We start from the raw sequence: 12,885 nt of genomic DNA, 5'->3' as shown, positions 1-12,885 counted from the left end.
ATCATAGGACTGTAGCCTCATTTGGAAATAGCAGTAGGATCAGCAAACAGACTAATTTCCGGAGGATCATATGTAAATATAAGAAAGCATATCATAAGAAAGAACACAGCGGCACATAAAAGAAGCGAATAATTTTGTGCTCTGCAAGATATAGCAAGTCGGTATACGGCATAGAATGCGATCACAACGCTTAATACGAAAGTGATGATATCCAGAACAAGAAAATTTTGTCCAAGTATCCCGGTATACGTGTAGAAAATAACCGGTATTAACAGCGTGCCCAATAAGATACCAGACAGAGATGCAGAAGAAATACAAGGGTAGGCTCTTTTAAGGTTTGGAATTATGACGAGAAAATATAGAAGCATTGGAAAGAAAACAAGCTTCATGTGTTCCCAGGTGGATTCATTGACAGGAGTAAACAATCCAACTATAAAGTTATGATCTGACCACTCAAAGAAAAAATGAGAGAGTGTTCCGAGTATAATAACAAAGATTGTTCCAATAATGGTATATGATTTTAACTGATTCATTTTATCACCCCAATTAAAGTATAGATCAAGTACGGAAATTTTATTCGCAGTGAAGGTAATATTTTAGAATTAGAAGGCATCTCGAATCATGACCTTTTCTGTAAACATGCGTATTTTCAGGAATTGACTTCTATAGTATTTTGTGAGAGAATAAGGCGAAAAATAATTCGCAGTTGTCCAGCTGGCACTGGGCAATTACATATTTTACAACTGAAAGGAGTATTATAATGATTTATTCACGCGAAGTAGAAGAAATGTGCCCGGTTGCACAGGGCGTTCATCATGGCGCTGCTCCGATTCCGGAAGAGGCAAAATGGGTACAGGTGAAGGAAGTTAAGGATATTTCCGGTCTGACACACGGTGTGGGCTGGTGTGCTCCGCAGCAGGGAGCCTGTAAACTGACCCTGAACGTTAAGGAAGGTATCATCCAGGAGGCTCTTGTTGAGACAATCGGCTGCTCTGGTATGACGCATTCTGCAGCTATGGCATCAGAGATTCTGCCGGGTCTGACGGTCATGGAAGCGCTGAATACAGACCTTGTATGTGATGCAATCAATACAGCTATGAGAGAGCTTTTCCTTCAGATCGTTTATGGCCGCAGCCAGTCCGCATTTTCTGAGGATGGGCTTCCGGTTGGAGCTGGTCTTGAGGATCTTGGAAAGGGACTTCGTTCCCAGGTTGGTACGATGTACGGTACATTGAAAAAAGGTCCGCGTTATCTGGAAATGGCAGAAGGATACGTTACCGGTATTGCTCTCGATGCGGATGATCAGATCATTGGCTATCAGTTCGTAAGCCTTGGAAAGATGACAGATTTCATCAAAAAAGGCGACGACCCGAATACCGCATGGGAAAAGGCCAAAGGACAGTACGGCCGTGTTGCTGACGCAGTGAAGATTATTGATCCGAGAAAAGAGTAATTAGGGAGGTAATGAAAAATGGCTTTATTTGAATCATACGAGAGAAGAATTGACAAAATCAATTCTGTTTTGAATAGTTATGGCATTGCTTCCATTGAAGAAGCAGAGAAGATCACAAAAGACGCTGGTCTTGATGTTTACAATCAGATCAAGGGCATTCAGCCGATCTGTTTCGAGAATGCATGCTGGGCATACACGGTAGGCGCAGCAATTGCGATTAAAAAAGGCTGCAAGAGAGCAGCAGACGCAGCAGCGGCAATCGGCGAGGGACTTCAGGCATTCTGTATTCCGGGTTCTGTAGCTGATACACGTAAGGTTGGTCTTGGACATGGAAATCTTGGCAAGATGCTTCTGGAAGAAGAAACAGAGTGTTTCGCATTCCTGGCAGGCCATGAGTCTTTCGCAGCAGCAGAGGGTGCTATCGGTATCGCAGAGAAAGCAAACAAGGTTCGTCAGAAACCGCTGCGCGTTATCCTGAACGGTCTTGGAAAAGATGCTGCACAGATCATCGCAAGAATTAACGGCTTCACTTTTGTTGAGACAGAGTATGATCCGTATACAAACGAAGTAAAAGAAGTATCCCGCAAGTCATATTCTGAGGGACTTCGTGCAAAGGTTAACTGCTACGGCGCAAACAGCGTCCCGGAAGGTGTAGCAATCATGTGGAAAGAGGGCGTAGACGTTTCCATTACAGGTAACTCCACCAACCCGACACGTTTCCAGCATCCGGTTGCAGGTACATACAAGAAGGAATGCAACGAGAAGGGCAAGAAATATTTCTCCGTAGCATCCGGCGGTGGTACAGGACGTACGCTTCATCCGGATAACATGGCAGCAGGACCGGCTTCCTACGGTATGACAGATACTCTGGGACGTATGCACTCTGATGCACAGTTCGCAGGTTCTTCCTCCGTACCGGCTCACGTAGAGATGATGGGTCTGATCGGTGCAGGTAACAATCCGATGGTAGGTATGACGGTTGCAGTAGCCGTTTCGATCGAGGAAGCAGCTAAGGAAGGCAAGTTCTAAAAAATGCCGTAAAATAAGGGATTTTTAAAGTGAGTGGGAGTAGCCAAAAGTATGGAAATACAGGCTACTCCTACACTATTTGTACACTACTTGTACACCCCATATGGGCACAAGGAACATTTGCAGTTTTAAAACGAGAACATAAACTGAATAAGATGACAGAAAAGAGGCCTTCAGAAAGCGACAGAGGAATGCCTCTTATCAGCAACAGCATTGAAACTAAAAAGACTGGTAAAAGCGGTGTGAATAACTGTATTTACCAGTCTTTTTTAATCCATAGATCAAGAAAATCGGATACGGATATTTTCGAAGGAATAACAAGTTGTCCTGCTTTTTAGGGGGGTGCGGAAATAATATAGGATTGCTATTCTAATATTTTACTCCTGAAACTTCCGAAAAATGAGTCTTTCGGAAACCTCTCGGGTTAACCTAGTATATCATTATTTAAAATAAGAATGTAATAAAGTTATAATCTTGTGAACATAAATTATTGATGTATTGAGACTCTTATGCTATGCTGTAAGCAGTGTTCTGTACTTGGAAACAATGCAGATAATGGAGAAGAACAAGTTAAAAGAATAAACTTGTAGTTACATAAGAGGTAGATGTATGAAAGTAAATTATAACAAGCTTTGGAAAATGTTAATTGACAAGAAAATGAATAAGAATGCTTTGCGTCATGCAGTCAGCATGAGTCCTAATACAATGGCTAAGATGGGCAGAGACGAGAATGTATCTCTGGATGTATTGGTGCGTATCTGTGAAGTGTTGAAATGCGATATTGGTGACATTATGGAAGTGATACCCGATGCAGAGGAAGAAAAAGAAAGGTAAGATATGGTTGAAAAGTATATTATAAGGGACATATCCATGAAATATTCTGGAAAACATATAAGAAGGAGATGATGGAAAATGTTTTTAGAAAAGGTTAGTTTAAAGAATTATAAGGCGATCGAAGAAATCGAAATCGATCTCCAGCCGGGAACCAACCTTCTGATAGGTGATAATGGTACTGGAAAAACTTCTGTGCTGGATGGTATTGCGATTGCTCTTAGCGGACTCTTTGTAAATGTACAAGGAGTCAGCGCAAAAAATATACCCAAAGAAGACGTTCATATTGTTGTAAACCGGGTGGGCGATAATTCTCAAATGGTTTCTTATTGTGAGCCTGTTTCGGTAGGATGCAGTCTAAAAACAGATTCAGATGATTACACCTGGAACCGTATTAAGGAGCAAATATCCTCTACACATACAAAAACTGATGACCGTAAAGTATGTGCGTGGATGAAAAAGCTTACAAATAAACCAGGTACTTCACTGCCGCTTCTCAGTTACCAGAGTGCGGCTAGAGTATGGAAAGTAAGACGTGGAGACTTTGGAAATGAATTGAAGAAAAAACTGGATGACAGACGATGCGGATACATTGGCTGCCTGGATTTTTCTATGGATGTAAAAGCAATCCAGCAATGGTGTATGAACCAGGAAATTGCTACAGTCAATAAGGGCAGAAAAATTTGTGAATATGAAACTTTTAAGAAAATAATTGCTGTTTTTATGAAAGAAATAAATGAACTTGAAAATATGCCGGAAATTTATTACTCAGGTCAGTTCAAAGAACTGGTTTATAGGGATGACAAAGTAGAAATGGCGATCTCTAAGCTGAGTGCGGGATATCAATCTTTATTATGGATGATGATGGATCTGGCATACAGAGTGGCACTTATAAATCCTGATCTTAGTAATCTTTCGGAAGTTAAAGGAATCGTTCTTATTGATGAAGTTGACATGCACCTTCACCCAAAGTGGCAGTGGAATATCATCAAAGCATTAAATGCATCGTTTCCTAATGTACAGTTTATTATAGCGACACATTCGCCAATTGTGATTTCATCTGCCAAAAACGCGAATTTAATTTTCCTTGATGATAAGAAGACTGCGACCTATCTTCCAGATAGCTATGGATATCCGGTAGAGGATGTGCTGCTGTTCAGACAGGAAAGCGTATCAAGGCCTAAGAATATTAAGATTCATATGGATGCGGTTGATGCGGCACTTGAAGATGACGATTTTGATAAAGCAGATGAAGCATTAGGAAAACTTAAAGCTGTTTTAGGTGAGGATAATACGGAATATAAGAGAGTTGCAGGGATTATTGATGATGCAAAGCTGATCAGTAATCTTTAATCTGACGGAGGTATACGTATGATTTTTATAGAAAAGGAAGGACTATCGTCTTCTGTAAAGGAGCGTATTATCGGGATTAGAAAGAGTGAAGCCTGGAAAGCAATCGAGGAAGGTAATACTACAGCTATCAGAAATATTTTTAATAATGATTTCCCGAAGGATGAAGTGAAGCGTATTCTCATTCACGAGCAGCATGGATTATGTGCTTATTGTATGAAACGAATAAAAGACGACAATCATTCCAGAGTGGAGCATTTGGTGCCGCTCAGTAAGGACAAGGAAAATGCCATTAACTACAGCAACATGCTTGGTGTATGTGATGGAGGAGAGAAAGCAACGGGGCAGCAGGGAAAGGTTCTTTGTTGTGATGCATACAAGAAAGAAAACGAGTTATTTTTGAGTCCGCTTAACAAAGTACAAATGGATAAAATCGCATATAAGCCAGACGGAACAATCCATACAAATCCGTTTGACAAAGATATGGAAACGGATATCAATGAGACATTGCATTTGAATGGTATAAGAAAGGCAGATGGAACCATCAGAGATACTGCCACTGAAGTATTAAAAGGCAGAAGAGATACCTATGAAAGAGCAAAACTTATGATGGATAAGTTGAATAGAGAGGGAAAGTGCAATTCAATTACGTTGAAAAAACTGATGGAGACTCTCTCTAGTAAAGAAGAACGTGAAGAGTATGTTGGAGTAAAAATTTTCTATTTTACAAAGAAATATAAATCGTTTGTAAGGCGTGGATTATAGACAATCATTCTGACCTATACATAAGGAATGCTGTTATCATGAATACAGAAGCATATAATCTGGTTTCGCTTCGAAAATTAGTATGGATCCTTCAGGATGAAAAATAAGAGATTAAAAGAACAACTGGAAGAAGCAAATATTTCGTATGAGACAGAAAATGCATTTAGTGAAAAAATTGAAAGTTATAGAAGAATATGATCTGTATTAGGATGAACGTATTCTGAATAAAGACATTTTGAAAGATTTAGCCAACCAGTATTTGCAATGTTCTGGGGAAGAACCGATGTATATGCAAAGAGATGGGCAAACGGTGGGTATTTTTCTCTGTGAATAATCGATGGAATGACAGAATGTTATCCATCCCACGGCAAGCAGGAACGGAAATCTGATAGCACTGCCATTACAGGGAAGAGCACTCAGGAATGGAAATAGTGCTTTCGTGGGTAAATACTGGAATGCGTACCCCAATCAGAGTGACATTCTGTTAAATCAAACAAAGAAACTTGGAATTTGAAACGGAAAGATGTAAGGCTGAAAATGTTGAATCAAGAGCTTTTGGGAATTACCCAAAGGCTCCATTATTTTTAAAGGGTAAGTTCTTGGTATCAGGTTTTACTTGACGATGTAAAATTAGTGTGATAGTATAAAAAGGCGTTAGATAAAACTAACTGTTTGCGGGCTGCGGCTGAAAGTTTCCATTCATATATAATGATTTAAAGAAAAATCGGCAGAAATGCCGATTTATAATTTGTTATGAGTTAGTGAAGACTAATATATATTAGCATAGAATAACTCTAAACTATTTACCGATAACGAAAATGAGTCAATAGATTTTCAGCGCATTTCGAGAAGAGAAAGGGAGACATTTCGATATGAAAAAATTCTTGATAGGAATGGCTATGGTGACCGGTATGTGCTGCATGTGGGGGATGGATCAGAAAGTAAGGGCAGCTGAAATGCAAATACTCCCGGACGTTTTGAATGGTCGGACGTTTATTTACGATGAGCTTGAATCGGGGGAAGGATACGGCAGAGGACATTGTGTTTACCTATACGGATGCTCCGGTTTCATATGATGCAGAGCATGCAATGGGGACTTACACACTTTCTCTTTATGATGCAGACGTGTTTGTAATTCCCGGCGTCGACGTATCTGCTTCCGAGAAGCGGGAATATTGATCCGGCAAGCGGGTATGGAGTGTACTGGACGGCAGGGACTACACTGGAGTTTATTGAAAAGGTCGAACGGGAACAGGAAGATACAGTGGTGTATGAGCCGCAGGATGTCAGTGGAAAAGAGGCGCCTGTTGTGCGTGCATTTGAAAATGGAACCGTGATGCTACAGCAGAGCATGCCGTCTCTTGGAACTGCAAGGCCGTTGGTACTTTTAATTGATTTTCCGGATTACAAGAGGCCGCGGTTTATTACGGCAGAAGGAATCGAAGAGGCATTATTTGGACTGTCAAACAGAACTTCGCTCAGTGCATATTATTACAGGTCTTCCTATGGAAATCTGACGATTGATGGGACCGTGCTGGACTGGTACCGCATGAAAAAAGAGCGAGGCAAGTACGAATCGGATAAAGAGATCATGGAAGAAGTGCTGAATTATTTTATTCAGGAAGAGGGACTGAATCTGACGGAATATGATGCAGATAAGGACGGTGTTATTGATTCTCTTTATGTCCTCTGGGCAGGAAACATGGACAACGATACGGGGATGTGGTCCTGCGCATACCGGTCCTCCTGGATGAATTCTCCGCAAGAATGGGATGCAAAAGTGACAGGGTACATTTTCGTGCCGGGAACGACAGTCTGGTCATCGGTGCCGCCGCTTGTATGCAATGTCAATTCTCTGACGCACGAGACAGGACATTTGCTCGGATTAAATGATTATTACAGTTATGATACGAAAGAGAGAACCAGATACGGGAACGCATATACCGGAGGAGCCTTAGAAGGCGGACTTGGTGGAATGGATATGATGGATTCCAACACAGCGGATCATAATGCATTTAGCAAATGGCTGTTAGGATGGGTTGATCCGGAAGTAATCGAATATCTGGATATTGCTTCGCTAAACGAGGCGGAGCACGTTTACACGCTTCGGCCGTCAAATGAGAGAGGAGACGCGATCTTTGTAAAATTAAAGGATTCGGATTCGCTGTTTACAGAATTGTTGGTGATTGAGGTCGTCAGCCCAACGATGAATGCAGGAGAGCTGACACGACTTAAGGAGCCTGTTGTGAGAGTTCTTCATATGACGCTTCTTTAGATGAAGGAGAATTGGAAGGAAACTGGAATGCATTTGGATTCAAATATGATAACTCTTATACGAGTACGAAGTTCATCAGTGCTCTTGAAGCGGATGGAAAAGATGAAATATTGAATTATCTTACGATGGGTTCAGGCAACAAAATTTCTTATGATCCGAAGGATTACTATCTGGCAGGAGATCAGATTACACCGGAGACTTATCCGAATACGAACGGATACGATGCCTATGGAAATGCAACGGTTTATAATGGCCTGGCGATTACGGTTGCATCAATATCGGAAACGGGAGAGGCCGTAATCAGACTGAGCTATGAAGAACGGACGAATAGTCTATCGATTGAAAGCGTCACGCCGGAGCCGGTAATTGTTCCCTGCCGGGAGAGCGAGATTGTGACGATTCCGGCGGATACGCAAGAGATTACCGTGACATTCGACCGCATGATTGCAGCGGTTGATGAAGATTTGTTTTCAAAGATTATAGTTGCGTCAGGAAACCAGCTGTTGAACGAATACCATGTTGCGACAGATGGAAGAGAGATGCGCATTGTGTTTGATGAAGCGCTGGAAAGCAATTGCGATTATACGCTGGTAATTCCGGCTGGGATTGTAAAAAGCACAGAATCACAGTCAGTAAGGAATAACTTTAACAGTATCTTTGGATTTATAACGGGAGTGTAAAATCCGAAATACAGATAGAAAAGGATTTATCAATAAGAGGAGGAAAAGAAGATGAATCGGAAAAAACTTTTTGTGACAGGAATGGCAACACTTTGCGTACTGGGCGTCCCGGCGGCTGCAGGCGCACAGGGAAAGGTACCGGAAAGTATTCAATTTGAGGAAGCGGCACATTTGATTCCGGGGCTTGGGAGCACATATGACGCAGCGGCAGCTCTTGAAATTTCAGGGGATGATGCAAATGAAGAGATTATTTTTTCTACGTATGATGATTCGGTTGCAGAGGTTTCCGGAGAAGGTGTGATTACAGCGACTGGATATGGAGTTACGACAATAATTGCAACTTCTGCAGCGGATGAGACTGTCTCGGCAAGTATGGATGTGGCAGTTTATGATCTGTTTGGCACATACTCCGGTGTGAAAAAAATTGAAGCAATGGGATGTGATGTTGCTGTTGATATTGTATTGAAGGAGGATGGCACTTATTCTTACTACAGGGCGCCGATGGAGGTTGCGTTAAATGGCGGCGGAGAGATGCCGGCTCTGGAGGCAGAAGGAACTTATGTGATGGCAGGCACGGAGATTACTTTTACAGATGATGTTTTGGGTGAGTATACGGCTGTGTTTCTCATTTCAGATGAGAAGGGATGTCTCACGGGCAAGCTCCCGACAGGCGGTGCCGCTACAGAGATGGAGCTTGTAAAAGTGGAAGAAGAGGATACGGAAGAAGAAAGTACTGAGAAAACAGAGGAAGATACGGAGAAATAGAGATGGGAAAATCAGCTGGCAGATATTTGGGAGGTCTGATGGCGGCAGTTCTGGTTTTGGGTATGACAGGCTGCGGACAGTCAGAAGAGAAAAAAGCAACGGATACGAAAGAGGTTGCCAATGATTATTATGTTGATCTGACGGAGCTTGGAATGAATCTGACTATTTATCTCCGTCTGGAAGAAGATGGAAATTTCCTGTTTTCCAATACGGTTGATTTTGCCACAAATAAGAGTTCAGGAACGTTTCAGGAGTCCGAAGACGAGTACATTATGGTGTATGAGACCGTTAACGGAGAAGAAAAATCAGTATCTGACGGTTTGACGAGCAGTTTTGTTGTGACGGAGGATGGAAGCCTTGATTTTACCGGCTGTGATTATATTTACTACGGTTCTGCAAAGGCTACGACGACTTCGGACGATAATCCAGATGCGCAGTTGATTGCGGTTGTTATTCCGGAAGATTATGATGCGCCGGATACGGAATCAGAGTTTCAGGTCGGAAGCTATGAAGCGGCGGATATGGCAGAAGACGGTGTGACGTATCTGCATACGGTTGCTTTCTACGAAGACGACAGCTATATGCATATGATCCGCTATGAGCAGGATGGTCAGATGTGTTTCTGGTATGAAACAGGAACGTACGGTGTTAACACCACGCAGCTGGCCCTGGAGCCGGACGGTGGTTCCCGGATTTCCTGCGATGTCGTAGATGCTGAAACATTACAGGTGTCCGTGTATCCTGATACAAACGCGCAGGAGAGAGAAAAACTGGAGTTTACAAGGATAGAGGAACCGTCTGTGATCGCAGAGCTTTCCGGAAACGGAGAGGTGACGGGAGAGAATGAAACCTTTGATGTGAAGGTAAAGGTGTATGCAGACGGAAGCTACGAAGCAACGGCGGCGGATTTTACAGAGACAGGAATTCTGTCAATTAATACGGCTAACGGTTATATCAAACAGTATCCGGATCATCCGGAGACATCTGTGCGTGGATTGAAACAGGTAGCTACCGTGCCGGCCGGAACATGTTCCTGTGAAGGTGGAAAGCTTACTTTTAACGGGCTTCGGGTGCGTAAATCAGCGGGGCTGGCAAGATATGAGTGCACAGTAGTTGCAGATAAATGATGAAAAGGAAAACAGAGCAGAAATGGGAGGAACCTATGGAATCATCACAGAGATTTTTTGACTGGGCTTTTAAGAAAAGAGCAAAGCATGTTATTGATATGTACAATGGCGTAATGGGATCAAAAGAACAATTGTTTTTGAATTTCTGTTCCCATGAACCGGCATTTGTTTCCTATGGGCCGGCAGGACCGAATGCAAGTATAAAAGGCGTTGGCTTTCTGCCTAAGGATGAATATCTGGAAGAGACGCTGGAGGCATATGTTGCGCATATCAAAACGTATGATCCGGAGGATAAAACATACGGGCAGCGCGGTATGGAACTTCTGATCAAATACATGTATGGCGAAGATGCATATGACAGAGTAGATTTATCAAAGCTGGGCAGTCTGGAGATGGCAAAGTCACACACATGGATCAATTATCAGGTAAATAAGGAGGCTGCATTGATTTTTCATCAGCCGCCTGGTATTTCCTACAAATTAAAAGGAAAAGTGGAAATTTACGATGAGAACATTTCAGGAAAGAGAGAACTGTACCAGCAGTTTATCAATGCGCAGCATGACGTCTATCATACACCAGATATGACCAGATGGCTGAGTTATCCGGCCTACATTTTCCGGATTGAAGAAATTTATGACAATTCTGCATCCAAAAACGGATTTGGAAAACAGCTGGCATATCCGGTTTCAGAGGTGACAGGCGTTGAAGCGTAAAAGCTGCCGTACAGGAAACTGCGGTTTCCGTATGACAAGAAAAATAGCGGCGCTGTCAGTGATATGCCTGCTGATCGTGAATCTGACAGGTTGCAGTACCTCTATTGATACACGAAAGACCGATGATTCCTCCAGTTTGTATGTAGGCTATGTGGGAACCTCATTTCCGTCTTCTTTTATGCCATGGCTTTCGAGAGACGGGATTGCACCGACGGTAGCGAGCATGCTGTATAATACGCTGTTTTCGTATGATGATGAAACGGGAACGTTTGAAGCTCTCACAGCAAAGCAGTGGTGTTATGTGGATCTGGAGGGAAAGCCGCTAACAGATGACGGGACGTATGACGGGGCCATTGACTATCAGGCAGTAGAGGAATATTACAGTGGAACATCAGAAGACTACATGGTTGTGAGGCTGGAGCTGTTTGATAATATTTACTGGTCAGACGGCGAAAAGCTTACGGTAGAAGACGTATATTATACGTTTGATGTGGCGACTGATAATGCACTCAGCAATCATGCCGGTGCATTGGCCTGGACAGCAGATCTGTTGCATGAGTCTTCAAAGGGAGAACTGGTAAAGCAGGGAATGTTTACTGCAGGACATCCGGATTACAGCGGTACTTTTCCGATTGAAGAAGGGGAAGAGGATACCGTTATGTATCTTCTGGTAAACAAAGTGCTGGGAGCAGTGACAACACTTTTTAACACGATTCTGATTTTACCGGAACATATTTGGGAACCGATGGTCAGTGAACAGCAGCAGCTGAACAACAAAAACCCCCAGGGTGAATTTTTGGAACAGTATCAGAACCCTGTAGGGAGCGGGCCGTGGATTTTGAACCGGGAGGAGACAAACAGTCAGTTGATTACACTGGATCGCAATCCGAATTATCATCTGACGGATGAGGACGGAGGGCCGCTGTATAAAGTCGATAAAATTAAGCTGATGCTTTATCTTGATTCCAATACGGCGATTTTTGCTTTCCTCAAAGGATATGTGGATATTCTGGATTCGGCTGTCAGCTCCGACTATCTGACACTTTTTGAAAAAGAAGAAAACATTTATATTTCCCGTTCACCCGGCACATCGGTTACGTCGCTGGTTTTGAATGTGAATCCGTCGGATCCATATAAGGAAGGAATGAAAGTTCTTCTTCAGGATGTAGACTTTCGGAAAGCAGTGGCACTGGCAATTAATCAGGATGAACTTGTGGATAAAATTCTGAATGGTGCAGGAACGACGGTTTCGGCAGGATTGATTCTTTCCTCCAATGAGCTGCTATATAACGCAAATTCCGATATTCTGTCCGGTGATATGGAGGAGAAAATTGCGCAGTCCAATGAAATACTGGATAGCATATGTCCAAAGAAGGATGAAAGTGGTTACCGTATTCTTGATGGGGCACGGATTTCTTTTGAGATACTGGCGTCTGCCGGTCAGCAGGATCTGATTGCTTATTTGCAGAGGCAGTTCCAGAAAATCGGAATTGAAATACAATTTAAAGCGTCCGGTTCGACGCCGGAGACCACGTATCTTTATTCGAGTAATTTTGATATGACAGTACAGGCGGTCATTTTGTCTATGGCGAATGCAGATACCATGTACAGAGCTCATTTTGTGACAAGAGAACGTTCGTCTAATTATGGAAAATACCAGGATGAAGAAATGACAGAATTGATTGAACAGATGCGTTATACCCTGAATCAGGATCTGAAGGTGGATTTGATTTATGAGCTTCAGGAAAAGACTGCGCAGGCGTATTATAAAATTCCGCTGTATTCTGCTGAGGTGCTGTCTGTAGCGCGGACAGACCGGTTTTCCGGCTACCAAGTAGTTCCGGGACAGACGGTGTTTCATACAAAGACGTTGTGTGCACTGAAAAAGGTGGAGTAA

The 12,885-nt window shown here is 42.6% G+C and carries 13 protein-coding genes and 1 pseudogene; 13 read left to right on the top strand and 1 reads right to left on the bottom strand.

Annotation, left to right across the window (positions count from 1 at the left end; all coding sequences use genetic code 11):
• Nucleotides 1-17: 17 nt before the first annotated feature.
• Nucleotides 18-533, bottom strand: a complete 516-nt coding sequence (locus tag AC6I2O_RS11670) for a DUF6512 family protein (RefSeq protein ID WP_497742724.1) — start codon at nucleotides 531-533, stop codon at nucleotides 18-20.
• Between the two features lie 227 nt (nucleotides 534-760).
• Between AC6I2O_RS11670 and AC6I2O_RS11665 the strand changes: the two genes are divergently transcribed.
• The 13 genes and pseudogenes from AC6I2O_RS11665 (at nucleotide 761) to AC6I2O_RS11605 (ending at nucleotide 12,885) form a co-directional block, all read left to right on the top strand.
• The gene (locus AC6I2O_RS11665; RefSeq protein ID WP_120392253.1) at nucleotides 761-1,453 is read left to right on the top strand and encodes an iron-sulfur cluster assembly scaffold protein; all 693 of its coding nucleotides are present in this window, start codon (nucleotides 761-763) and stop codon (nucleotides 1,451-1,453) included.
• Between the two features lie 18 nt (nucleotides 1,454-1,471).
• Nucleotides 1,472-2,482: a GGGtGRT protein gene (locus tag AC6I2O_RS11660; protein ID WP_120392252.1), complete on the top strand. Its 1,011-nt coding sequence runs from the start codon at nucleotides 1,472-1,474 to the stop codon at nucleotides 2,480-2,482.
• A 609-nt stretch (nucleotides 2,483-3,091) separates the two neighbouring features.
• Nucleotides 3,092-3,316 carry a helix-turn-helix domain-containing protein gene (locus AC6I2O_RS11655; protein WP_120392251.1) on the top strand — a complete coding sequence of 75 codons (225 nt, stop codon included), beginning with the start codon at nucleotides 3,092-3,094 and terminating at the stop codon, nucleotides 3,314-3,316.
• A 78-nt stretch (nucleotides 3,317-3,394) separates the two neighbouring features.
• Nucleotides 3,395-4,666: an AAA family ATPase gene (locus tag AC6I2O_RS11650; RefSeq protein ID WP_497742722.1), complete on the top strand. Its 1,272-nt coding sequence runs from the start codon at nucleotides 3,395-3,397 to the stop codon at nucleotides 4,664-4,666.
• 18 nt (nucleotides 4,667-4,684) lie between these two features.
• Entirely contained in the window at nucleotides 4,685-5,428 is a 744-nt protein-coding gene (locus AC6I2O_RS11645) for a retron system putative HNH endonuclease (protein ID WP_497742721.1), read from the top strand.
• Between the two features lie 38 nt (nucleotides 5,429-5,466).
• A pseudogene (locus tag AC6I2O_RS11640) lies at nucleotides 5,467-5,933 on the top strand (TOTE conflict system archaeo-eukaryotic primase domain-containing protein); the annotation flags it as partial.
• A gap of 476 nt (nucleotides 5,934-6,409) precedes the next feature.
• A complete protein-coding gene (locus AC6I2O_RS11635; protein ID WP_497742720.1) occupies nucleotides 6,410-6,607 on the top strand; it encodes a hypothetical protein in 198 nt (65 codons plus the stop codon).
• 19 nt (nucleotides 6,608-6,626) lie between these two features.
• Nucleotides 6,627-7,703 carry an immune inhibitor A domain-containing protein gene (locus AC6I2O_RS11630; protein ID WP_120392247.1) on the top strand — a complete coding sequence of 359 codons (1,077 nt, stop codon included), beginning with the start codon at nucleotides 6,627-6,629 and terminating at the stop codon, nucleotides 7,701-7,703.
• An 11-nt stretch (nucleotides 7,704-7,714) separates the two neighbouring features.
• Entirely contained in the window at nucleotides 7,715-8,383 is a 669-nt protein-coding gene (locus AC6I2O_RS11625) for an Ig-like domain-containing domain (protein ID WP_497742719.1), read from the top strand.
• A gap of 51 nt (nucleotides 8,384-8,434) precedes the next feature.
• Nucleotides 8,435-9,148 carry a hypothetical protein gene (locus tag AC6I2O_RS11620; RefSeq protein ID WP_497742718.1) on the top strand — a complete coding sequence of 238 codons (714 nt, stop codon included), beginning with the start codon at nucleotides 8,435-8,437 and terminating at the stop codon, nucleotides 9,146-9,148.
• A gap of 2 nt (nucleotides 9,149-9,150) precedes the next feature.
• Nucleotides 9,151-10,275, top strand: a complete 1,125-nt coding sequence (locus AC6I2O_RS11615) for a hypothetical protein (protein WP_497742717.1) — start codon at nucleotides 9,151-9,153, stop codon at nucleotides 10,273-10,275.
• A 35-nt stretch (nucleotides 10,276-10,310) separates the two neighbouring features.
• Entirely contained in the window at nucleotides 10,311-10,988 is a 678-nt protein-coding gene (locus AC6I2O_RS11610) for a hypothetical protein (RefSeq protein ID WP_147412285.1), read from the top strand.
• Nucleotides 10,978-12,885 carry an ABC transporter substrate-binding protein gene (locus AC6I2O_RS11605; RefSeq protein WP_497742716.1) on the top strand — a complete coding sequence of 636 codons (1,908 nt, stop codon included), beginning with the start codon at nucleotides 10,978-10,980 and terminating at the stop codon, nucleotides 12,883-12,885. The genes AC6I2O_RS11610 and AC6I2O_RS11605 overlap by 11 nt, the downstream gene beginning before the upstream one ends.

Source organism: Blautia sp. St.27G3 (genome assembly GCF_059728505.1).
The sequence above is the reverse complement of the archived record's forward strand: the minus strand, read 5'-3'. Positions and strand labels throughout refer to the sequence as shown.